This is a genomic window from Cupriavidus pampae, assembly GCF_914271485.1.
GTDB lineage: Bacteria > Pseudomonadota > Gammaproteobacteria > Burkholderiales > Burkholderiaceae > Cupriavidus > Cupriavidus pampae.
Genome location: NZ_CAJZAG010000015.1, coordinates 136705 through 159829, shown reverse-complemented (window position 1 = coordinate 159829; position 23125 = coordinate 136705). Strand labels below are relative to the sequence as shown.

The window sequence follows — 23125 nt, the reverse complement described above, 5'->3', positions numbered from 1 at the left end:
TTGAGGCGGCGTGCTATGCCATTGAGCTTTGCCTGTGAATAGACAGAGAGATCAATTCCTTTGGGAAGGTACTGCCTCAGGAGGCCATTGGTGTTCTCGTTGGAGCCGCGTCGCCAGGGATTCTGTGGGTCACAGAAGTAAACCTTGATGTCGGTCGAGACCGTAAAACGCTGGTGGTCCGCCAACTCCTTGCCGCGATCCCACGTCAACGATTTGTAAAGCTCCTGGGGCAGCTTTCCGGCATGCCGGATCAAGGCGTTGACGACAGTCTCCGTGTCTTTGCCGGAGACCTTCAGGAGCATCACGAACCGCGTCTGACGCTCGACCAAGGTGACGATCTGGCTATTGGCACTGCCGAAGAGCAAGTCGCCTTCCCAATGCCCAGGTATCGCGCGGTCTTCAGCGTTCGCAGGTCGCTCGCTTATTGAAACGGCATCACGGATTCTTCCGCGCTCGTCGGTCTTCGCCGAATAGTTGCGCGAGTGGCGCATGATCCGGCACCGCCTCAGATGTTGAAGCAGCTCCTTCTTCAAGGCGCCGCGGGCCTGCACGTAGAGGCTACGATAGATGGTCTCGTGTGACACCTGGTAGTCCGTGTTGACCGCGTAGACATGCTTGAGCCAACCTGCAATCTGTTCCGGGGACCACTGCTTCGTTAGTTTGACTGCCACAACCTGTGCCAGCGTGCGATTTCGGATGAGCTTACAGGTCTTCGGACGATGCGCTCGAACCCAGGCAAGTTCATCAGCTTGATTCGCGCGATAGCCCTGGATGCCCCCATTGCGCCGTAGCTCTCGGCTGAGAGTAGATGGGGCGCGTCCGGGCCGGAATGCAATCGAGCGGATCGACAACCCAACCACGACGGAACGAGATATCTCCTCTCGTTCGGCGAGCGTTAGGGCTAGCCTGGAGCGGTGTCGGGGTGCTGGCTGGATGCCGCCGGACTCCGCCAGAATCCGTTGCACAGATGAATGGTACCGATCAAACAATCGGGCGATCTGGTGAAGCGTGTCACCTTTCCGCCACCGCTCCCACATTAGTGCCTTCTGGGTCTCGGTGTAGTAGATCCGGCGCCTCTATTTCATTTGCAACACCTCCACTGCTCATGCAGCGTCTAGTGTGTTGCGTCGACCGGTTGAATCCACAACCCTTCTGCGACCCTCATCAGATCGCCTTCAATGGCCGCTATCGAGTATTAGCCAGTCGTTGAGATTTTCATTCGATTGTCGACTCGTGCGGCTATCCACTGTCACCTGCATGCGCTGCGTTACCAGATTGGTGAGCAGGGTCAGTGAGCCCGAGATCGAGATCATCTTGTCACGCCGACGGCTCCGTTCCGGCGCACCCTTGCCGGTGTAGACCGCACGCTGGAGCTGATGGACTGACTCTTCGCGATTGCAACTCTCGCCGGAATTCTGGATTGCCAAAATAGTCGCAAAGGAACAGCGTCCGTAGCAGCTTGCCGAGCTGATGTTGATTTGCACGGAAACCGGACCGGGCCTGGTGGGGCAGTTCTCAGTGCAACTCAACAGCCTGCGCCGACAATGTATTACTCTTGGCACCGACACACAAAAACAGGCCCGAATCGGTGAACTAAGACAATACGCGAATCTTTATCGCCCTCCATCTCCCAGGGGTTTTCCGGTCGCGCTAGTCCCTGAGCGACCCAAAGTGGAAGTTGCCAGCCTCGAAAACCGGACGGTCAGGAGTGCCCGACTTTTCTGGAAACCAACTGCACTAACTCGGACACAGTGCGTGTCTTTTCTGCCTCGCTGTCAGTGATCTTGATTTGAAAGTGCTCTTCGAGGGCAACGACAATCTCGACGTTAGCCATTGAATCAAAGTCCCAGAAAAAGCTGAGGTTCTGCGTGAAGGCGTCTTCCGCGCGCAGACGAGACATGTCAGCGTCAAGCTGCTTCTCAAGTATTGCGCGAATACCTGCGACAACGTCTGTTTTAACACCAAGGCCGAGGAAGTATCGTTCATAGAACGCCTCCGAGGTGAGAGATTCGCGGCCGGAAAATGCATCATCGATCTTCTGCGCTTTCTTCCGCTTTTGCGCGCGAATTTCACGCCGTGCCATCCAAACGACAATGACCAGCACCGCGATGCTTGCAACAATGGCTTGTGCAACTGTCATAGTGCCCTAACTCAAATACTCGAGTGCAGATCTAACGGGCGCCGTTGGCTCTTGTGACACAAACTTCGAACCGGTCATCGCCGAAACGCCGCACGGTTACTGTGTCTTCAGGCCGCGCCTTGAAAGACGTGCTCACTAATAGCTGTGAAAGGCGCCACGTTACCACGATGTCGCTCGTGGATGTCTGTTATGGACATGTGCTGCACATGTTCGCTCGTGGCCGGTCTCGTAGCTTCGGGCATTCGACGAACCGGATGTCAATGATGGAGAGTAGCCGGTAAGCGACCACCGGCGGGGTAGGTCCATGACTCGGCGAGTCTCAGGATATGGTTCTTCGATTCTATCGCCCGCAGCCATAAGGTGATTCAACAGAAACTCACCGGGGAGTTTATGGCGCGTGGGTGTTTGAGGCGTCTTAACTACGGCCGGGCCGCAACTGATATCCAATACATGTCATTCCGGGTATCCCCGCAGCACCGCGTTCCGATGGCAGGCAACGTACGGCTTCGTAAGGGTGCCGATAGTAATCGCCCCACGATTGGGGGATGCTGCTGCCGCAGCCACGCGTTTAGTATCGCGCGTGACAACTACAAGTGCGACAGGGGATTCACCGAGGGCAGCCAGGGAATCGAAGCCCAGCACTGAGCAGACACCTACTACTTAGACTCCAACGTGCAATTTCGGTAATGAGTTTGGAGAATATATTGCACGGATAGCTTCAATGGTTGGAGGTGGTTCAGTATTCCCGCGGCGAGCACAACATTGGAGAGCTTTCATGAGGTGTCCCCCAGTATTGGCAACCGAGGCAGAGCGGCTGGAGGCCCTGTCAGGATACGGACTGGGAAGCGATAGGCCTCTGCCCAGCCTGGAGCCGGTGGTCAAGATCGCCGCACGTATGTTCAAAATGCCTGTTGCCGTGGTGAACATGGTCGGCAGCGACCACGTCTTTTTTGCGGCAAGCTATGGTTTCGAGGGCGTGCAAGTCGACATGAGCCGTGACGTTTCCTTCTGCGCGCATGCGATTGCCCGGAGCGAGGTCATGGTGGTGCCGGACGCCACAGTCGACGAACGCTTTTGCGACAATCCACTGGTCACAGGTGCAACCAACCTGCGCTTCTACGCCGGCGTCCCGCTGATGTCTCCAGATGGCCACGCATTGGGTACGCTCTGTGTGATAGACGGGCAGCCGCACTGCGACTTTTCGGAGGAAGACTGCGACCGTCTGCGCGAATTGGCCAAGATGGCAGCCGATAGGCTGGAGTTACGTCGCATCGAATTTCGTGCGCAGGAAGAACGTGGAATCCCCCCGGAGCCGCTAACCCACAGCCGGCGCACTGCTGTCGTACTGTTCGACGAGCGAGGAGAAATTCAGGATCTCAGCGCGCCACAGCGTGAAGAGCAGGCGTTAAAGCGGCTTACGGACGTTGACATGCTCACGGGACTCGCAAACCGGGCGTGCTTCTACCGGCGTGTGGAAGATGCGCTCACGCTTGCCTCGCCAATAGCCGTTGTCATCGTAGACATTTATCAGTTCAAGGATGTCAACGCCACCCTTGGCAGCGCGGTAGGCGATGGAATCCTTTGCGACCTGGCTCGCCGCTTGGAGCGAGCCGTGGGACCGAACGCTACGGTCGCCCGGATCGGCGGGGATGAGTTCGCCATTCTGCAGCGAGAATGCGGCGATTCCGGACAGGTCAAGGATGTCGCTGACGCCGTGATCGCCCAGATCGCCGACCCCATCGCCATCGATGGGCATGACGTACGCCTTTCGGTCAGTTGCGGCGTGGCCATCGCCCCGCTTCATGCACAGGAAGCGCTTGAACTAATCGGCAATGCCGAGCTTGCTCAGTTCAAGGCAGCAAGCATTGGCCCCGGCCGATCATTTGTCTTCTCTACCGCGTTACGCAATGAAGCCGTTGCGCGCCGAATCTCCAATATCGAGCTGCATCGAGCCGTCAGCGACGGTGAGTTCGTTCTTTTCTATCAACCACAGGTCTGTCTAGCCGATGGTTCCATTACGGGTACTGAGGCACTCATCCGCTGGCTGCATCCGCAGCATGGCCTTCTATCTCCGGCGGCTTTCCTGCCGGCCTTGGAAGAGGGGACGCTTGCCTTGATAGCCGGGTCCTGGATTCTTGACGAGGCGTGCGCCCAAGCAGCGCAATGGCGCAGAGGTGGCGCCAAGGATTTTCGCATCGGTGTCAATCTGTTTAGTGCACAGGTTCGCGCGAATGACTTTTGTTCGCAGGTCCTTTCAGCCTTGGAGCGGCATGGCTTGCCACCCCAGGTTCTTGAGCTTGAGGTGACCGAGAACATCGTACTCGATGGCGATGAGCTGGTGCTGAAATCGCTCCAAGACTTGCGTAATCTTGGCGTGGGAATTGCCTTTGATGATTTCGGGACTGGTTACGCTTCGCTCAGCTTGCTCAAGCGATTTCCGCTGAGCCGGATCAAGATCGACCGTTCGTTCGTGCAAGGCATGCTCGAATCAGAACGGGATGCTTCCATCGTTCGCGCGCTTATCGATATGGCACGCAGTTTCGGCCTTGAGACGATTGCCGAGGGGGTCGAGACTGAGGAACAGCGTGAGCGTTTGTGCAGCCTGGGATGTCAAGAAGCGCAGGGCTATCTGTTCAGTCGCCCCGTACCAGCAGTTCAGATTGCCGAAGCATTCAAAATCACGGCCCACATGGGCTGACTTTAACGGCGTCCGTCGCCAGTACGGCGGCGCGCTTATTCGGTTGGCCGAGGCGGCGCGCCAGGAGGCGCCTTGTAGCTGTTGTAGCTCCAAAGGTATTGTTCGGGAAACCGGCGGATCAACGTTTCCATCGCGTCATTGAGCAGCGCAGCTTGGGCGGCGGGCTCATCCGGCATCTCACCGGGCAGCCGCATCAGGTGCAGACGCCATCCGCGCCCGCGCGGCAAGCGCTCGCCAGGCGCTAGAATCACAGCACACTGTAAGCTGTGCCGCCAGCTTTCCTGGCAGCGTCATCGTTAACGCCCGCCGGCCAGAGAAAGGAATCTGTCGTTGCGATCATGCTCGCATGCAGCGGTTGGGCCGCGAGCGCGGCTGATGTCAATGTCTTCGTTGGGAATGCAGCCATCCAAGCGCCTAGTGTGAGCATAACCTTCGGCAGTCGGGATAGCAGGGGCTACTACTGGGATGGCGGGGAGTATCGCGATCCGGATTAATGGCGCAAGCACAACGGCCCCAAAGGCGAGAAGTACTACACCGGTCGCAGCAAGGGAAATGGCGGTTGCCCACCGGGCCAGGCCAAGAAGGCGAAATGCTAGCAGCCTTCTGAAGGCTAGAGGGACCCTGCTACTCAGGGGAGCCGCCGCTCAAGGCGCCGTGGAGCGGCGGCAATGAAACGTGTAACTGCCGTTCGACTCGTTATTCTGAGAGACTGATAGTGGCCGGACTCGGCCGCAACATCTGCAGTTGCACGCGCCGGCGTGCAATGCCGGCTTCTGACTCAAAGCGAAAGGTCGTGGTTCACTCCCGGATAGCCGTTGAGGGTGCGCATAGTGGTCATATCGGGATCCATGGTCACATGCTCCATAATTTCCAGCGATCAGACGGGCTGCACCGCCCGACCACTGGATCGCATAAAGTTATTTCCCAGGTCCATAACCGTAGCCTTGCCATACACAGTGTCGAACGTTGCCGACACCAAGTCACCTTCCTTCATGCTCTTCAGCGTTTCGGGACTCTTGTTTATCGCTCAGCCAAAAGTGCGGTCGCTCTCCTGAGCGAAATAGAACCATTCGTTGCCGGGCAGTGCATTCGGGTTGGGGAAGACGACGAAGCCATTGGCTGGGGCGGTCACTATCCGCCCATCGTGCCGTTGTCCGATCGCCTGCCCGGCCTTGACGGGATCAAAGCTTTTCCAGGGCTGAGTGAATCGGTCGTTCTCATGCTCGCGGTCGATCACGTCCGCGAGGCGCAATACCTCGAAAGTCGGGACCGCCGGCTTCAGGGCGAGAGAAGCCATTCCGAGCAAGGCCAGCGCTTGGCGGATGGCGCGATAGGCTACACCGACTGCTTCTGGGTCGTCATGCTGCCCGCATTCCAGCGTCACACCATATCCGCCGCGAGAGCGCATGTACTCCGACGTACCAATGCCATAGCCTGCATCCAGCAGGCCCACGGTCGGAGTGGCCGGAGCGACCTGAGCGTGCTGGCGGCGCTCGACCCCGCGCGCGTAGACATCCATCCAGCCTTCCACGACCCGCCGTGGCCCGAGATGCGCGACCATGCGCGTCTCCTCCTCAGAGCGTTGGAAGGGCTCCAATCCCCCCGCATTGTTGGTCGGACCGGCCATGATGAAGGGTTGGCCCGGGGTATGGAACGAATGAAGGTCGAGCAGTACGTTATGCGCTTCCAGCAAGGGGCAGAGCACATTGCCGACGTGGTCCTCGAAGTCGGCGGGTTGTGCCGTAACTCGCAAATTGCGGTTCAGATTGCGGTCGCCCTGCCGGGTACGCTGCCGGTAGGCAAGCGGATTCGTAACCGGCACCATGGTCAGGACACCACGCTCGATGGCGAACGCGCCGGATGCCAGATCGTCCAGTACTTGTGCGATCGCCTGCGTACCGCATGTCTCATTGCCATGGACGGCGCCCAGCACGAGAAGCCGCGGTCCTGGTTGCAGCGCCGTGAACTGGTGGGACTGAATGAAAGCCGGTTGCGTGGAATAGCTCATGACGGATCGAGTAATGGCCTTGCATTGGACAATGCCGCCAGTTTATTCCGTCTGGACCACTGGCCGGCCAAAATTGCCGAATGGTCGTCAGCATGGGCGCGCCGAAAACCCACGGTGCCAGCGCCTGAGCGACACGCGCTGGCACCATGAGGACGCCTTGTTGATGTCCGTAGCCACTCGGCCCAAATATCACCAGCAACAGTAGCGATTCTCCATGCAAGATGCCGAACAGCGCGGCTGCGCGTGCGCCGGCACGGAGAGCTCCCGAGAAAGCCCCCGAAATTGCCAAGCTTTCGCGCCGACGCGGGCCCGTGATCGCGAGAAAAATAGAACTACCTCCAGCGCGCATAGTGCATCGATTCCGACCTGTTCCTCGGGTCTCAACGATTACCGGGCCTCTTCGCTCGAGAACCCGCCTCCCTTGCCGGATGGCAATCACTGACGCTGTAACGCAGTGGGACCTTGTAGCGCCACCGTCAGAAACAAGCTTAAACCTGCGCCGCGATTCCAGTCGGCATGTTCTCGCTCCATTTGGCCTCGCGCCACATCCACCGCTCCCCGAGCAAATCGCGATGCTGAAAAGACCTTCTGGCCTCCTGCCGGGATGTCCTTTGAGCAAGGGTTTCCTCGCCTTTCTCAGGCATCGACCAATCCTCTCCAGCCGGAGTTAGTCCATGAAAGTGAAACTGAGTGACATCGTGAAGAACTGGACACCAACACAATGGGATGCTCTGGTTGCGCAGTATCTACCAGCGGAAGTGCTGACGGACGCCTTCTGGCGAGGCCGCCCTGGTCCATGCCCGATTTGCGGAGATGGTATTGACCGATTTACGTATGACAACAAGCGCGGCCGCGGCGATTGGATCTGCCGCAAGTGCAACGCGGGCAGTCCGAAGGCTGGTGACGGCATCGAACTGGTGTGTCGGTGTACCGGCATGTCCTACGAAGAACTGCGCCGCCGGCTCACTGGTGAGAGCAGCGAGCCCTCATCCGTGCAGGCCTCAACTACTCGCCCCCCACGTCGTCAGCCTGATAGCCGGGCATCGGCCGTACTGATGAGCCGCGTGCTGAAGCAGATCGCCACCTCTAAGCCCGTGATGGTCGGCGATCATGCCATGCGCTATCTCGCTGCCCGGGTACCGGGTTTGCGAGCTCCTCTGCCGCAGGGTCTGCGGCTCGCCATACAGGATTACTGGCACGAAGGCAGTGTGGTCGGTCGGTATCCGACGATCGTTGCCGAATTTTGCCTGGCCGACGGCCGCATCGCTACCGTTCATCGAACAACGCTGCATGCGCAGAGACCGGAAAAGGCCACGGTTTTATCTGAGGACGGCGAAGTACTGCCGAGCAAGCGCAACTACCCGGGGGCACTGCCACTAGACGGTGGTGCGGTTCGCCTCATGTCTCCTCGCGACGGAGAGATTGGCATTGCCGAAGGACTCGAGAATGCCTACGCCGCGTACATGCTGTTTCAAGTACCGACGTGGTCGTGCCTGAATCGCGTGCTGATGACCAAGTTCGTGGTGCCTGGGGGTATGAGTATCCATACTGTTCACATCTTCGCCGACTTCGACAGGATTGATCCAGGCACGGGAAAGTCGCCCGGCATGGCCGATGCATTGGCGCTGCAGAAGCGACTTCGCAAGGAGGGGTTCAAGACGGTGCTGCACCGACCCAAGGCGCGTGGCACTGATTTCTGCGACGAATGGCGGGTGGCGTATCAGCTCCGCTGGATGTCTCAACAGGCTATAGCAGCCTGATCAGCCTGCCGCCCTCGAGGCGGTGACACTTCAACCTCTGCCCCGTGGGTTCGTCTCACTGGGCGGATTCCTTGTGGCAGGCTTTTTCAGGAGCAAAGCAATGCCGCAAAAAGGTTTCACCGCAATCATCAACAAGCTGCACATCCATGCAATGCGTCGGACCGCGATCTGCGATGTGCCGGCCATCAAATCGGAAGCGCAGTTCTTCCATGTCTACCGACGTGAACAGTCGGGGGATTTCACGCTGATAGAGGGCCATTTGTCCTTCGACTCGGCGGCGGACTTCTGCCTCGCGCACGGCACGCTTCATTGAAGCGTGCCCATCCCTTACGAAAAAAGCCCAGCAGATCTGAACTGCTGGGCTTTTTTATTTGCTGAGCACAACGCAACGTTCAGTCGCGTTTGCGCACCTCCTTGTAGACTTCGATTGCTGCCTGCAGTACGCAAAAGCCGATCGCGACGTAGAAGATGAAGCGGTTCACGTCGGCAGTGGTGGACAGGTAATCGAACATGGTTTTTCCTCGATTTGACTAGATAACAGTAACAGCTTGCACGCGGATCGCGCAAGTCAAGCGGGTCAGTCGAACTGGGCCGTAGCGGCGTTCAGCGCATCGAGGTCCAGGAATTCGAACCCCATCGGTTGCGCGGCGTGGCTTCGCTCCTTCGCATCTGGTAGCTCCGTCTGACGCTTCATGGGCGAAAACGCCGCCGGGACCGCGTTAGGGATCGGCACGGCAACCCGCGGCCCATTCAACGTCGTCGCAGGCGTGCGCTCAGGCAAAGTTGCCAGGTCAGCGGTGATCGATGTCATGGGATGTAGTGGTTCGCTAGGACTGGCCGACGAAACCCTATGCACTCCGGTAGACGGAGAGGGTAGAAGCATTGCATTCGTGCCGGCGCCTTCGCTGAGCATCGACAGACCGACCGTTGCCAGCCGCTTCAGAATGAACGCTCGGTCCCGCGCGCTGGAGATACCGCTGAGGTAGTGAAGCAGCTCCGGCGTGGAATCAGTCGTCAACGTTAGCTTGATCTCCAGCTTGTTCATACGAGGCCCGGTTAGGCAGCGGCCTTGGTTGCCTGACGTGCGGCGCCAATGGTGTAGAACCCGCGCACGTTCGCGAAGCAGGGCGAGACCATCATGTGGATGTCGTTCAGCGGGAATGCTGCGCGGATGGTCGGTGCGTACAGCGCTGCACCTCCGCCGGTCAGGATAACGGCACGGATGTCGTCGGTGCGGCCTACCCGCGATTGCAGCTCCTTGATTGACGGATTGGTGACGGCCATTGCCTCGGGGAGATAGCGGCTCAGCTCGAGATCCTGCTTATAGAACAGCAGCTTTCCTGTCGTGCGCAAAGCGTGATCGACGCGCTCGATGGCGTCAAACGGCTGTCCCTGATCGGAGGCGATAAGACCGGCGATCTGCTGATACACGCGTGCCGCGCCACCCGGTACCCCGCCGCTGCGCGTATCGTCGATCGTGTAGCCGCGGGCTACGATCCAGTCCGTCGTGAAGTACCCGACATCGATTACCAGGTACGAATTGTTCGGGTCATATTGCTTGCCGCTCTGCTGCATGTACGTCACGAGGGTTCCAAGCGGCTGCGGCAGGGGCATCACCGATTTGACGTCGATGGGACCCCAACCAAAATCGTGCTGACCGACGAAGCGATCGCGCAGATGCCCGGCGTACTTCTGCGTGTTATGGACCGGCAGGCCGAGCACGAGCCGTTCGATCTCGGTGGCGCCGGAATAGAAGATGGCGCCCGCCAGGAGTGCCGCGTAGTTCGGGGTCGTGACATAGTCCTCAGCCAGCGCCCGGCCGGTGTTATAGGCACCGCTGAGCGACACACCGGGCCCGACTTCATAGCGTGCGCCGTCCACCACGACATTGACTACCTTGCGCGCCTGAAACGGCGTTCCGCTTTCTGGCGTGAGGCTCGACGTAGCCGCCTGCGGTGCCAGCGAGGGGAACATACTCGTCCTGATATCCGAGCCCAAAGCGAATGCTGTTTTGGTGTTGCCATAGCCAACGTCGATTGCGAGGGTGGCTGCTTTCACGATCTTCGATTCGATGTTCTGTTGCTGCATGGTTTCGCTCCGCGTGGTTGTTGCGATGGTTGATGACGACGAGGGGGCGCGCGGCTCATCTGCCAGACGCCGGGACTTCGTCCGATATCTGGCAGTTCGTCTCACGTTTCGGAGTGACTATCGGTGAGCAACTGACAGATGCTCACCGTAAGGTCCCCGTACTGCCTTCCCTGCGTCTTCAACTCTACCGAGCGATATTCAAAGTCAAGTCCTCGAAACCTCTTGAAATCGAGCGTGTTTCCGTTGTGCGGCGGCGCGGCGTTCGGCTATTCTGGGGGGCTCTTATCGCGTCCCCAACGCATCGACCTTGCCGCCAGTCGCGCGGCAAAAAAAGCCTCCGATTCCTCCTGATGAGGATTCTTGCGGGGCCCGCTGTTCACGCCGGAGATTGAACCGGCTTTTTTTTCAATCTAATCAAGTGGACCGTGTCGGATAGTGAGGACACCGGACACCGCGATACCAAGCCGATTGCGGTTTGTTTGTGAAAATAGATCGTAGTGCGGACATTTCCGAAGCCGGACACCGGACAGGTGCTCTGTGGATGTCCGCGAATGTCCAACACCCTTACAGCCGCGTGGTTGGGTGCGGATCACGAAGCCCGACACACCGCGGCGGGAATGATCCGACTTTGGGGTGGGAAGCTGCTTTGCGTACTGAGCGACGGTGAACGCAGGCTTCTGAGCAGATATCGATCCGGGGGGCGCCACCGGCACCAGAACGGCGTAACAGGTAATCATCCATCACGGCATAGGCCGCAGGCGCTAGGAGCAATCCTTCCAGCTGCAGGCTGGCGTCAGTAGATGCACCGGATAGGGCGGCCGCGTAAGCGGCGCGCAAGGGGAGAGCCCTGCGCGTTGGCTGTAAGCGGACGGTCACGACGCATTGCTTCCATGCTCAGGGCCGATCGGTTTGGCATCGCTAAAGGACCGGGAAGAGAAGCGGCAGGGTCGGCTGGGTGGGCCGGCAAGCTGGGGTTGGTATCCCGGCACACCGAATGGGACAGATTCGAATCGGGGTCGGCGCTGTTCCGCGACAGGCTATGTGCGAACTGCACCGCCAGCGGCTACGCACACCCCGCAATCGAGACAAGCATGAGCAAGAACATCAACCTGCGACCCATCCTGGAACAGTACAACTTACCCGAGCGCTTCAAATTGGAGTTTGGCATCCTGGCTGCGGACCATCTTCACCTGCCCCATAGTGGCACCCGCGTGAGCGGCCGATCGCTGTCGCAGATGTCGCAGCGGCAGCGTGTGCAGGCGTTGCTGGCGATGATGGTGGAACTACGGCGCACGGGCGGAATGGCAGTGACATCGCCCTATGCGATCCGGCAGAAGCATCTGCGCTGGCTTGTCCGCTACTGGGTGGAAGACCGGAAACTGAATGTTGGAACGGTAGAGCTACGGCTGACGCATCTGCGAGCGTTCATGGCCTGGATGGGCAAGGCCAACACAGTCGGACGGCTCGACGACTACGTGGTGCGGCCGGAGGGCTATGTCCGCAGCTACGTAGCGAAAGAGGACCGCTCGTGGGATGGGAATGACATCGATGCCGCTGCGCTGATTGCCGATATCGAGAAGACGGATGCTCACGTCGCGCTCCAACTGAAACTGGAGGCGGGATTCGGCCTGCGCGCAAAGGAGAGCTGGCGCCTGCGAGCGGCCCTTGATGTCTTGCCCTCCGGCATGCTGCATGTGCATGACGGAACCAAGGGAGGGAGGCCGCGCCGGGTGTCGATCGAGTTCGACTGGCAGTACGAACTGCTGGGCGCTGCGGCGCGACTGGCTGAGAAGACAAATCCTGGCAAGGGCACACTGATTCCGGCGAGCTATACCCAGAATCAATGGCGCCGCCGGTTTTACACAGTGCTTGAGAAGCATGGGGTGACGAAAGACGGCGTTGGCGTAACAGCCCACGGCTTACGTCACCAGTTCTTGCAGCAGATGTATCAACGCCACAGCGGACAGTCTGCAGCCGTCAAGGGAGCGGGGAGAGTGATAGACGTCGAAGCGCACAGATCAGCGATGCGCAAGGTGGTTGAGGCGGCCGGGCATAGCCGTGCGAGCAAGGCGAACGCCTATTTGTCTACGTACTCCACGCAACAAGCGATAGGGAAACCTGAACCGACGATCGCCGACATCGAGGCTGCACTACTGGAAGCAGGTGGAAACAAGGTCGCCGCAGCCATGGCTCTCGGCATCTCGCGCGCAAAACTCTACCGGATGTTGGCGAACGCAAAATCGTAAGCATGCTCGGCCCATTTCCGCGATAACACGCCAAGTTTGTAGTGCGTTTCTGGGTCGCGCTAGCCTTCTCTCGCTCATAGATGTGGTCGAAAGTCCCGAGTACGCAAGCCCACGCTCCAGCCTATTTTGGGGACGTGCCCTGCCTACGCTGGACGATCCCTAGTGGTGGCCGACGTCGAGCTTGATGAGAGCGTACCCATTTCTGCGTAGGCGGAAACCATGAGCTGCGCGGTTGCCCGGGAATGCGAGGGTTGCGCCAGCGCCCCCCAACGCTCATGTTCCGGCGGATGCGAGAGGCGATGGGTGCGTTGCTGGGAGGGTCTTGAGGCCGGTTGGATTGTGCGGGCGAACAGTTGGCTCTCTCTAACGACGAAAGACCCCAAAATATGCGAGCTTTTGCCCGAATCCGGGCAGCGCGCCGCCCATAAGATGATCCTTGTAGCGCGACCCCGCTACACGCTCTTTCGGATGTATCCCGTTCCCGTCAGCCCCTCCTTTGCGAGGGGCTTCTTTTTGCGTTACGCCGGTTGTTGGATAGCGAGCCCCGAATGGCGAGTTGTCTGGATGGTCAACGATGACGATTCGTACGCGCTGTCTGTCGTAGGTGGAGGCCCAAGTCGTGGCGGTCTGTACTGCCCACTCGCCCGGGTGAAGCTCGAGTCCCGCGTGGGTCAGCATCTGTGTATGCCGTAACTAAGAAAAAATGCGAATGACTGGCATGGATTTCAATAAAAGTTTCTGACTTCGCAGGAATTTGGGAAAGCGCGGGCGTCTGCCCATATTGGGTGAACGGCACCTCTTCGGCAGATTCACTGTGCTCCTGTCCGTTATGTTGAGAGCGGTATAGAACGCTTCATCGTCTGCCACGGCGGGAGATTCCTTGGGCACGATCATGACCCGGATGCTGCATGCAGGCAGCTTCGTTCGAAGCCTTCGACCCGGCTCAGCTGTGGGAGGAGGTCTCTGCTGGGGTACCGCAGGCGCGGTATTCCTTGTCGAAAATATTCATGGACTATTCAATGAATAAAATCATTTTTTTTGGGTACAGAAATTGACCAAAATATCGCAGTTATATTTTCAGAAATATGGCTTTATTTTTCTCATCGGTAAAAGTAAGGTTTGTAGTGGTGCACACGTCGACGTAGTTTGTATGACACAAACGCCAAAATAGAGCGGACAGAAAGAATGGGCGAAGTCACTATTTAGGGGTGGTTTTCGTGCCTTGTTGAGGTTCGATGACGAGGTTGATGAAGCGCCCTCGCACTGCGAGCCAACTAACGCCCCCGGACGTTTTTGCTCGCCCTGTCCGTCACTGTAGTTTCTCTGCACACGGGAGGCCCTATGCATCGACGCCTGTTCATGCTTTCTTCGTCCTTAGTCCTGATACCGGCACTTCAGGCGTGCACCGGGACCCCCGCCACGCCGGCCGATGCGGCCGCCAAACGGCGAGAGATCGATGCTGCGGTGGACGGGGCGCTGACCCGCCTCTACAGCACGGCATCCGCGTCCCGATCGCTGGCGAACGACGCGCGCGGAATACTGGTATTCCCGCGCATACTTGCCGGCGGCTTTATCGTGGGCGCTGAGTACGGCGAAGGCGCCTTGCGGGTGAACAACGCCCCGGTCGGGTATTACCGCACGACTACCGCATCGTTCGGCCTGCTTGCCGGCGCGCAGTCCAAGGCCCTGATCATGATGTTCATGAACGAAGATTCTCTGCGTGCCTTCCAGCAGAGCAAGGGATGGACGGCAGGCGTGGACGGTTCTGTGGCTGTCATCGGCGTTGGCGCAAATGGCCAGCTGGACACCAATACAGCGCAAGCGCCGATCATTGCCTTCGTTCTGACGAATGCCGGGCTCATGGCAAACTTGTCGGTCGAAGGCACCAAAATCGGCAAGCTGGATATCTGACGGCGGGCATTCATGCTGCGACCATCGTCAGTTTGGACGCTGTGCATAGGTGCTGCCATCGGTATCGCCTGCGGGCTCGCCATACCCCGGCGGCTGTTGAGTCGGCGCGACAGGCATGAACCCATACGCATGACGCTGAGAGGCCCGCTGGCAGACTTCCTGCCACAGTCTGGCATCGCCGAGCTCGCAGGTTCTCTCGCGCATGAACTCAATCAGCCACTGACGGCAATCACCAGCAATGCGCAGGCCGCGCGCGAGTTCCTCGCCTCGAACACGTTCAATCAGGAACTGCTGAGCGAAATCCTCGACGACATGATCAATGACGCCTCCCGAGCCAGCGATATCGTGCGAGGCGTGCGCGCGCTGGTGCTCGGCGAAGCCCCGCGGATGGTGTCATTCAGCATCGCGGACGTAGTGGACCAGGCGCTGGATCTCGCGCGGCCGAATGCCAAGGCTCGCGGCGTCATCATCCACCGAGAGCTGGCGGATGTGTTGCCACGCGCGGTAGGCGACCCTGTGGAGATCCGGCTCGTGCTGTTGAATCTGCTTGTCAACGCCCTTGATGCAGTCGCGGCGGGTCGGCCGAGCGGCGATCGTCTGATATGGGTTCGTGCGCGGGCCGACGGCAACACGATCCGAATGGCGATGCAGGACAACGGCGGGGGCGTCGCCCCCGACGATCTCGACAAGATATTCCGCCCGTTCTATTCCTCGAAGCCAAAGGGCATGGGACTTGGCCTGTCGCTCTGCCGTGCCCTGATGGAGCGTAACGGCGGCCATATCGAGGCCATCAGCAACAGCGGCGAGGGCATGACGTTCGAATGCGTCCTGCCCCGGGAAGCGGAAGCGCACCCTAGGGCGTCGGTCGGTCGCACTGTGGATTCCTATCCCGCCGTGTTTCGCTGGAGATGACGTATGCATGGAAGAGCTACGGTTTATGTCGTGGATGATGATGACAGCGTGCGGCGCGCGTTGAGCCGATTGCTGATCGCCCACGGCTACCGAGTGACGACGTTCGCTTCGGCACAGGCATTCCTCGATGAAGCCGATCTTGATGGCGCCCCGGCCTGTGTACTGCTGGATCTGCAGATGCCCGCCATGGATGGCCTGATGCTGCAGCAGGGATTACAGCGCAGGATGCCCGTTATCTTTCTGAGTGGGCATGGCAATGTCGCACGGGTGGTCCAGGCGATGCAGGCGGGCGCGATCGAATTCCTCGAGAAACCTGTGTCGGATACACAGTTGCTGGCGGCGGTAGAGAAAGGCTGCGCCTGTGCCGCCGAGAACTTCGCGCTGGAACGCGAACTGCAGACACTCCGGCAAAAACTGCAACGGCTGACGCCGCGCGAACGCGAGGTGTTGACCTGGGTGGTCACCGGGATTCGGAACAAGCAGGTGGCAAATGAACTAGGGACGGTGGAGAAGACCATCAAGGTCCATCGCGCACATGTTATGCAGAAGCTCGAGGTGGATTCATTGCCCGCGCTGGTGCGTATCGCGGACCGGATGGGGCTATGCGTAACCCGCCACGACTAGGTCCACCGGCGGACCGGATAGCCTATGGACCGTGGGCCATGCTGCTGTGGGGAAAAGCGCATGGGCGAGTCCGCCGACCCAGTATCGGTGGGTCCCGCAACGGGACGGTAGTCCGGCGAGCAATGCGTCGGCGAGGGCAACCGGAGCGCCGTAGTCGGTCAGCCTCGCGCCCGCCATGATATTGGGCCATAGCCCTTGTGTCGTTGTGTCGTTGCGTCGTGCTGATCTGCCGCTGAGTCGCTCGACTCCGGTAGCGAGTAGTCGACGATGACACATGCTGACTCGTCGATAGGGTGGATGACGCAGACAGACTTCCGCCCGAGGAAAATCGCATGCGGATTAACCCGCGAGCTGTAAGGTGGTCCCACCCAGCCGCATGCGTTCTTCACCCTCCATGTTCATTACGGCATCCATCGTTGGTGTCTCTCTTGCGAGAGGGCGCTAGGTGTTCTTCACAACACCGAGCCGATGGCTATTACATGGAAGCCAGTAGAAGGCTGTATCGCCGGACAAGCCGCTTCCGTTGCCGACTAGGGGCAGTAGTCAGGTGAGAGAATTTTGAGGAACCAGATCCTCTCGTTCGCTCACCCCCTTCGGTCAAACGCGCTCTGAATGCAAGCGCGCTCGCTGGCTAGTAGGGATGGTTATGTCTTCTTCTGGTTTGCCGTTGCTCGTGCGGCGGAGATAGCCGCATCGCGTTCTTTCGCCGCGGCTGCCTTCGCCTCGTCGTGAGCCTTCTTTGCTTCTGCTACCTTGCGACTTAGTTCCGCTCGCCGTTTGCCCGGCTGCGGGCAGTGCGGACAAGGCAAGAACGGCGGCGACCCCGATTGGTCGGCGAGATCGCATGCAGGTGACCAATGACCGCTGAACGTTGCGAGCGCGGGGCACAGATGCTGGCTACCGTGGATGGCGTGGCAGGTCCTCAAGTGGTCGAATCATTGGCAAAATCGTTTTCGGACTTTACGCGCTATGTGCTTCAGTGCCCGTTCGGCGACATCTACACGTGAAAAGGGCTTGGCTTGCGCGAACGGAAATTGGCCACAGTCGAAGCGCTATGTGCACTGAGAAATGCGTTACCCCAACTTCGTGTGCATGTACTGCGACGAGTTGAGTGAGGGCAGCAAAGCCGAGATGCAGCCGCGCGGTTCTGCACGTGGACATGCGCGAAGTCCCGGCGCTGGTCCGGCAGCTTACGCCAAAAGAAAAGCGCGCCGAAGCGCGCTTGCCAACCAACCGTCCCACCAACCAACCGAATTTCAACGCATATAGCGGGGCGGCGGAGGCGGCGGGTAGTACGGCTGATAGTTCTGCGGTGGCACGGCTGCCGCGCGGCGCGGTGCCATCTGCGACGCCATGGTGCCGTACACCGGCACGCGATTGCCGCTCGCATACATGCATTGCGTGTACGCCGAGTCGTATCGCTGCTGCGTGCCATAGCCCGACTGGTACGAGTTGCCCGCACCGACCGCGGCACCCGTCAGCAGGCCGACACCGGCACCGACCGCGGCACCGGAGCCGCCACCGAATGCCGCACCGGCGGCGGCGCCCAGCGCGGTACCGATCGCCGCGCTGCCGACCGCACTGGCGTTGGCGTTGTCCTGCGCCGTGGTGCCACCCACCTGTCCGAACGCATACTGACGACAGTTGTAGTCGTCGCTTCGGAACTGATCAAAATTCTTGCCGGTCCCGGGCAGTGCCATCACGCTCGGGCCCGACGGCAGCACCGCGCAGGCGCCGAGCGTGAGCGTAGAGGTTAGGAATAAAGCGATGGAACGCGTATTCATGAGCGTTTCCTCCCTGTCTCAGGACCCGGCCGGAGGATGCGCGGGCACCTGCTCCCAGGCGCCTGGGCAGGTCTTCACATACGGGTAGTAGCCTTCCGGCCGCGTGCAGTGGTACCAGAACTGATTCGGATTCCCAGCAACCGGCTCGCCGCCGGCACCGCCAGCTGGCCCCCCATAACCAACACCCGGGCCCGGGTCAGCTGGTGCAACGGTCGGATTGCCGTCGGCACCCTGCTCGATGTACTGCGGCGGCTGCGTTGGCACGGCAACCACGGCTGGCGGTGGATAGTAGCCGGGGTAATTCGGATAACCCCAGCCACCACCCCATCCCGGACCCCAGCCAGGGCCGACAAACACGCCCACGCCAAAGTGCCTGTGCCCGTACCCATGCCCGTGGTACCCGTAACCACGTCCAAATCCGCGCGCCTCCGCCGTGCCGCTTCCGAGAAGTGCCGCGGCTGCCGCCACTGCCACAACGACAAGGCCAAGCTTGCGTCCGCTCATGATAAATACCCCAACGTGTCGTGCCTGCCGGTGGAGCCACTGCCGGGCCCCTGCCGCAAAGAGCTGTTGCTGGAAACTGGTAGTGATGTCAAGTCATTAACGCCAATTTGCCTGAGCCGGCCGACCGCAAGCCGCTTGAGAAATGTGACGTTACCTTTATTACTGGATGGACAACAGCCGTGATGGACCTGTAAGCGTCGCGCGCTGACGCTTTTGTGATCGAAAGTATCCGAGCGAGAGGGCGATGGGGCAGATCAGACGAGTTCGCTCATCGAATATGCAGATGCTCTTCGAGCATCTGTGCCAGCACATTGACCTTCGGCGTCAACTGCCGCGCGACTGGCCATAGCAGGCTGAGCGGTAAGCCATCTGTTGCGGTTTGATCAAGGATAGTGACGAGGCGACCGGCCTTCAGATCATCCGTCACCAGCCACGTCGCGAGTTGCGCGATGCCAAGTCCCGCCCGTACGAATGCGAGTTGTGCCTCAGCGTCGCCTGCCACGATGCGTGGACGCATGACGCATTGCCCGACTTGCCCGTCCGCCAAGGCATACGACCAAGGTGACTGCGTGCCGTCGGGCCGCCCGTACACGATACAGGCATGATCTTGCAGTTCGTCTATCGTCTGCGGTATCCCGTGTTTCTCGAGATAGACTGGCGCCACGCAGAAGACCAGCCGTTCGCGGCCTAGAAAGCGCCGGCCGAGCGACGAGGGCACATCCGGTGGCCCTCCGATGCGCACGGCAAGATCGACGCCTTCTTCGGCCAGGTCGATGAAGCGGTCCGCAAACAACAACTGCGGCCGCACGTCCGGATACTGCGCGGAAAAGCGCGACAGAACCGGCACGACGCGAAGACGGCCGAACGAGGCCGGCAATGCAACGCGCACGGTGCCGACCGGCTCGCGCCGTTGCGCGGCGAGAACCGCTTCCGCCTCTGCAAGCTCCGTCAGGATGCGCGTGCAGGTTTCCTGAAACGCGCGCCCCGCGTCGGTGAGCGCGAGACTGCGCGTCGTCCGTTCGAACAGCACGACACCAAGCCGCCGTTCAAGCCGGGCGACACTCTTGCTCACCGCCGAACTCGTCAGGTTCAGCCTCTCTGCCGCAGCCGTGAAGCCACCCGCGTCTGCGGCGTAGACGAACGGGATGATGCCCTTCAGGCGTTCGGTCGCTAAAGTAACCAATTGATGATCTAAATTCGGTCGAATGAAGAAATATTATCGCATATGAGAATTTAGATCTGAAGTATGCTCGAGCCACGAATGAAACTAGGACTTACCAATGCATCATCGGGCACTCATCGTCGGCGCCAGCGGCATTGTCGGGCGAGCCTTGGCGGATCGTCTGCTGTCGGCGGGCTGGACCGTTTTTGGACTGTCGCGCGGACTTAATGCCGGGGTGCCGGGGTGCCGGTCCGTGGTGGCCGACCTCGCGTCCGCCGAATCCGTCGCGGCTGCGACGGCGAGCGTCGACGTTAACCACGTGTTTTTCACCGTCTGGGCGCGGCAGGCGAATGAGAAGGAAAACATCCGCGTCAACGGCGCGATGGTCCGCAACGTCCTCGATTCGCTGGGCCGACGCGTGAAGCTCGAACATGTCGCGCTGGTGACCGGGCTGAAGCACTATCTTGGCCCGTTCGAAACGTATGCGTCTGGTGCCGTTCCGGATACGCCGTTTCGGGAATCGCAGGGACGTCAGCCGGTCGAGAATTTCTATTACGAGCAGGAGGACCGGCTCTTCGACGCGGCGGCGCGCGACGGCTTTACATGGAGCGTGCATCGCCCGCACACGGTCATCGGCTTTGCGCCCGGCAACGCGATGAACATGGGGCAGACTCTCGCCGTCTACGCGACGCTGTGTCGGCATGCCGGGCGGCCTTTCGTGTTTCCGGGGTCCGCTGCGCAGTGGAACGGCCTCACGGACATGACCGATGCCCGCCTTCTTGCACGGCATCTTGAATGGGCGTCGACGAGCGAAGCGGCGCGAAACGAAGATTTCAACGTAGTAAACGGCGACGTGTTCCGCTGGAAAACGATGTGGGGGGAACTGGCCGGTTATTTCGGCATCGAAGCGGGGCCGTTCGACGGCATCGTGCGACCACTCGAGGGTCGGATGCAGGATGCTGCTGATCAATGGCGCGAGGTTGCCGCCAAGTACGGGTTGGCGGAACCGGACATCTACCGGCTTGCTTCGTGGTGGCACACCGACGCCGATCTCGGACGTCCAATGGAAGTCGTGACGGACATGACTAAAAGCCGCAAGGCCGGTTTCCTCGACTACCAAGGCACGCCAGATGCGTTCTTCGATCTTTTCGAGCGACTGAAGGCAGAACGTCTCATTCCCGGCTGAAGGGTGGCGAACGACTGCTGTGGAGGGCGATGAGCACATCCGAGGATCGACCCCGCTATGTAACGGGAAGACGAAAATTGGCCGGCAAGCCCCCGCTCGCCGGCGGGCGGTTTGTCACATTTCAGTCTACTCAGGCATCTTTTGTCCTGCGAGCTTACCCTTGTTCCACCGGACCCGTGGCGTGGCAGGTGAACTCGACGTCTCCATGATCATCTCCTTCCTGAGGAAGGGAGGGCCAGTTTGCTCGCGCGTGTCTCGCCACTCCTTCAATCCGCGGCTCGCTCCAATACATCCAGCGCCACCGCGCACTCGCCGCGTAGCGCTCGCGCATCAGTTCCTGGACGTCGGCTGACTGATGAACGATCGCATCGCGAATGCGCACGGACTTGGTTGAACGGGGCGCGCATGCGTCCCCCACGAACCATGGTAATGCGGCGCAGCCGTCAGACGGGTCCCATCAGGCCCAGATGGGTTTCCTGCAGTGCGCGGTTATCTGCAATCACCATGATGATGGTGTAGAAGCGATCAAGCGCGTCCACTTAGCCTGTCGCATCGCCAGCATCCAATGCCGCCTGCATCGCCGTCAGGGGGTCATCGAGCTGAGCCGCTCACAGAGGCGTGGTGCGCGCCGCGGCTTTCTGCACCGCGAGGCACTCCAGCGCTGCCCGCACCGTATAGATTTCCTCAACGTCCCGGCGCGTGACGGTACGTACGTGCGCGCCGACGCGCGGCAGTATCGTCGCGAGGACTTCGCGCTCCAGCTGGATGACCGCTTCGCGCATGGGCGTGCGGCTCACATTGAGCTGCTTGGCAATCTGTACCTCCGACAGCCGACTGCCCGGCGGCAGCACCCCTTCCACGATCGCTTCGCGCAGTGCCGGCACGACCAGCGCCTCGCTCCGTAAGTCGCTAAATGCCGCGGGTGTTTGTAGACGCTCGTGATTTTCGCTCGCAATCGCTTCCAGCTTGCCGCGCTGAGCCCGTGTGTTTTCGCTGCGCCCTGAGTAGACATTGACTTCCCCCAAAGTTCTGCATACCCTGTATACAGCGTATACAGACCTCGATGGCGTTCATCCTCGGTGTGTGTTCCCACTCGTGGTTATCGACGGGTGCCGGCGCAGTGTCTCGCCATGAACTCAGCATGGGCGTCATCGACGGCATGCTCGCGGCAACCGTACTCGGGCTGCCGTTGATCCCTGCGTTCTATGTTTCGGTCAGGAATTACTCGGGGACAAGTTGGATGCCGGCGCTGGGCATCGGCAGGAGCCCTGACGCCAACGGGAATGGGGCGATCATGCAGTCAGAGAGCCGAACTTCAATGGATCCTACATGCAGGATGATTTTCTGTAGCAAGCGCCTCAAATCACGGCGCTGGTCGATGTTCATCCGGGTGAAAGCTATTCTGTCGCTCCCCATGGGCGACATCCCGGCCTACCAATGTCTCTTCTCGGGAGTCCATCCATGTCATTCCTTCAACGCTCGTTCGTGGTCGCCGCCGTATCGTCCGCCATCGTTGCATCCTTCGCCGTCGCGCTGCCGGCGCAGGCGCAATCCGCCCCAACCACCGCGCTGCGCGGCAAGATCACGGCCGTCAACGGGGACCAGATGAAGGTCCATACCCGCGCAGGCCAGGACGTCGACGTGCAGCTGAACAAGGAGACGGTGGTGCGCGTGGTGGAAAACGCAGATCCGAAGGACATCGCGCCGGGTAGCTATATTGGCACGGCGGCCGTGCCGCAGGCCGACGGTAGCCTCAAGGCGCTGGAGGTCCATGTGTTCCCGCCGAGCATGGCGGGCACCGGCGATGGCCACCGCCCGTGGGATCTGGGCAACAACAGCTCGATGACCAACGGCACGGTCGGCAACGTGCTGGTCAGCAATGGCCGCACGATTACGGTCAAGTACAAGGGCGGCGAGAAGAACATCGTCGTGCCGACCGACGTGCCCATCGTTAAGCTGGAACCGGGCGACCGCTCGCAACTGAAGGCCGGCACGAACGTGGTGCTGTTTGCCAGCAAGCAGCCCGATGGCTCGCTGGCCGCTCGTGCGATCTCTGCAGGAAAGAACGGGGTCGTGCCGCCGATGTAAAGGTGTTGTCAACC

21 protein-coding genes and 2 pseudogenes are annotated in these 23125 nt (G+C 60.1%); 11 read left to right on the top strand and 12 right to left on the bottom strand.

The genetic code is table 11. The annotated features are described in order from the left end of the window. The 3 genes and pseudogenes from LDO41_RS30825 to LDO41_RS34285 form a co-directional block, all read right to left on the bottom strand. Window positions 1-1037: IS30 family transposase (locus tag LDO41_RS30825; protein ID WP_223995177.1), on the bottom strand; the 1037-nt coding region annotated here is incomplete at its 3' end. 159 nt (window positions 1038-1196) lie between these two features. Further along, window positions 1197-1485 (bottom strand): annotated as a pseudogene (locus LDO41_RS30820) (Tn3 family transposase); the annotation flags it as partial. A 217-nt stretch (window positions 1486-1702) separates the two neighbouring features. Next, a complete protein-coding gene (locus LDO41_RS34285; protein WP_290370931.1) occupies window positions 1703-2140 on the bottom strand; it encodes an acyl carrier protein in 438 nt (145 codons plus the stop codon). Window positions 2141-3014: 874 nt separating this feature from the next. Here LDO41_RS34285 and LDO41_RS30810 point away from each other — a divergent pair. Beyond that, window positions 3015-4838 (top strand): sensor domain-containing phosphodiesterase, encoded by a 1824-nt coding sequence (locus LDO41_RS30810; protein ID WP_253074817.1) that lies wholly within the window; start codon window positions 3015-3017, stop codon window positions 4836-4838. 35 nt (window positions 4839-4873) lie between these two features. On the opposite strand, the pseudogene LDO41_RS30805 reads toward LDO41_RS30810, so the two are convergent. Then, window positions 4874-5159 (bottom strand): annotated as a pseudogene (locus LDO41_RS30805) (LpxL/LpxP family acyltransferase); the annotation flags it as partial. A gap of 17 nt (window positions 5160-5176) precedes the next feature. Between LDO41_RS30805 and LDO41_RS34410 the strand changes: the two are divergent. Then, complete coding sequence (locus LDO41_RS34410; protein ID WP_223995173.1) at window positions 5177-5332, top strand: DUF2502 domain-containing protein; 156 nt, start codon at window positions 5177-5179, stop codon at window positions 5330-5332. 533 nt (window positions 5333-5865) lie between these two features. Here the strand turns inward: LDO41_RS34410 and LDO41_RS30795 are convergent. Next, entirely contained in the window at window positions 5866-6846 is a 981-nt protein-coding gene (locus tag LDO41_RS30795; RefSeq protein ID WP_223995171.1) for a M14 family metallopeptidase, read from the bottom strand. Between the two features lie 674 nt (window positions 6847-7520). Between LDO41_RS30795 and LDO41_RS30790 the strand changes: the two genes are divergently transcribed. After that, window positions 7521-8606 carry a primase-helicase zinc-binding domain-containing protein gene (locus tag LDO41_RS30790; protein WP_223995169.1) on the top strand — a complete coding sequence of 362 codons (1086 nt, stop codon included), beginning with the start codon at window positions 7521-7523 and terminating at the stop codon, window positions 8604-8606. A gap of 55 nt (window positions 8607-8661) precedes the next feature. Here LDO41_RS30790 and LDO41_RS30785 read toward each other — a convergent pair whose 3' ends face one another. From LDO41_RS30785 to LDO41_RS30775, 3 genes are all read right to left on the bottom strand, one after another. Next, window positions 8662-8916 carry a hypothetical protein gene (locus LDO41_RS30785; RefSeq protein WP_223995167.1) on the bottom strand — a complete coding sequence of 85 codons (255 nt, stop codon included), beginning with the start codon at window positions 8914-8916 and terminating at the stop codon, window positions 8662-8664. 267 nt (window positions 8917-9183) lie between these two features. Further along, complete coding sequence (locus LDO41_RS30780; protein WP_223995165.1) at window positions 9184-9651, bottom strand: hypothetical protein; 468 nt, start codon at window positions 9649-9651, stop codon at window positions 9184-9186. Window positions 9652-9662: 11 nt separating this feature from the next. Next, complete coding sequence (locus LDO41_RS30775; protein WP_223995163.1) at window positions 9663-10694, bottom strand: PRTRC system protein D; 1032 nt, start codon at window positions 10692-10694, stop codon at window positions 9663-9665. A 1091-nt stretch (window positions 10695-11785) separates the two neighbouring features. Here LDO41_RS30775 and LDO41_RS30770 point away from each other — a divergent pair. From LDO41_RS30770 to LDO41_RS30750, 5 genes are all read left to right on the top strand, one after another. Beyond that, window positions 11786-12940, top strand: coding sequence for an integrase domain-containing protein (locus tag LDO41_RS30770; protein ID WP_223995161.1), 1155 nt, complete (start codon window positions 11786-11788; stop codon window positions 12938-12940). A 1341-nt stretch (window positions 12941-14281) separates the two neighbouring features. Continuing rightward, window positions 14282-14851, top strand: a complete 570-nt coding sequence (locus tag LDO41_RS30765) for a BPSL1445 family SYLF domain-containing lipoprotein (RefSeq protein WP_223995159.1) — start codon at window positions 14282-14284, stop codon at window positions 14849-14851. Window positions 14852-14863: 12 nt separating this feature from the next. Then, the gene (locus LDO41_RS30760) at window positions 14864-15763 is read left to right on the top strand and encodes a sensor histidine kinase (RefSeq protein WP_223995157.1); all 900 of its coding nucleotides are present in this window, start codon (window positions 14864-14866) and stop codon (window positions 15761-15763) included. 3 nt (window positions 15764-15766) lie between these two features. After that, window positions 15767-16387, top strand: coding sequence for a response regulator transcription factor (locus LDO41_RS30755; RefSeq protein WP_223995155.1), 621 nt, complete (start codon window positions 15767-15769; stop codon window positions 16385-16387). A gap of 857 nt (window positions 16388-17244) precedes the next feature. Then, a complete protein-coding gene (locus LDO41_RS30750; protein ID WP_223995153.1) occupies window positions 17245-17394 on the top strand; it encodes a hypothetical protein in 150 nt (49 codons plus the stop codon). 249 nt (window positions 17395-17643) lie between these two features. Here the strand turns inward: LDO41_RS30750 and LDO41_RS30745 are convergent, their stop codons facing one another. From LDO41_RS30745 to LDO41_RS30735, 3 genes are all read right to left on the bottom strand, one after another. Continuing rightward, a complete protein-coding gene (locus tag LDO41_RS30745; RefSeq protein ID WP_223995151.1) occupies window positions 17644-18171 on the bottom strand; it encodes a YMGG-like glycine zipper-containing protein in 528 nt (175 codons plus the stop codon). 18 nt (window positions 18172-18189) lie between these two features. Continuing rightward, a complete protein-coding gene (locus LDO41_RS30740) occupies window positions 18190-18675 on the bottom strand; it encodes a hypothetical protein (protein ID WP_223995149.1) in 486 nt (161 codons plus the stop codon). 268 nt (window positions 18676-18943) lie between these two features. Continuing rightward, complete coding sequence (locus LDO41_RS30735) at window positions 18944-19858, bottom strand: LysR family transcriptional regulator (protein WP_223995147.1); 915 nt, start codon at window positions 19856-19858, stop codon at window positions 18944-18946. Window positions 19859-19955: 97 nt separating this feature from the next. Here LDO41_RS30735 and LDO41_RS30730 point away from each other — a divergent pair, with 97 nt between their 5' ends. Beyond that, window positions 19956-21023: an SDR family oxidoreductase gene (locus tag LDO41_RS30730; protein ID WP_223995144.1), complete on the top strand. Its 1068-nt coding sequence runs from the start codon at window positions 19956-19958 to the stop codon at window positions 21021-21023. A 608-nt stretch (window positions 21024-21631) separates the two neighbouring features. On the opposite strand, the gene LDO41_RS30725 is transcribed toward LDO41_RS30730, so the two are convergent. After that, a complete protein-coding gene (locus tag LDO41_RS30725; RefSeq protein ID WP_223995142.1) occupies window positions 21632-21907 on the bottom strand; it encodes a GntR family transcriptional regulator in 276 nt (91 codons plus the stop codon). A gap of 179 nt (window positions 21908-22086) precedes the next feature. On the opposite strand from LDO41_RS30725, the gene LDO41_RS30720 reads away from it, so the two are divergent. After that, window positions 22087-22632, top strand: a complete 546-nt coding sequence (locus tag LDO41_RS30720) for a hypothetical protein (RefSeq protein WP_223995140.1) — start codon at window positions 22087-22089, stop codon at window positions 22630-22632. Next, on the top strand, window positions 22533-23111 hold the full coding sequence (locus tag LDO41_RS30715) for a DUF5666 domain-containing protein (protein ID WP_223995196.1): 579 nt from the start codon (window positions 22533-22535) through the stop codon (window positions 23109-23111). Before LDO41_RS30720 ends, LDO41_RS30715 begins: the two co-directional genes overlap by 100 nt. Window positions 23112-23125 lie beyond the last annotated feature (14 nt).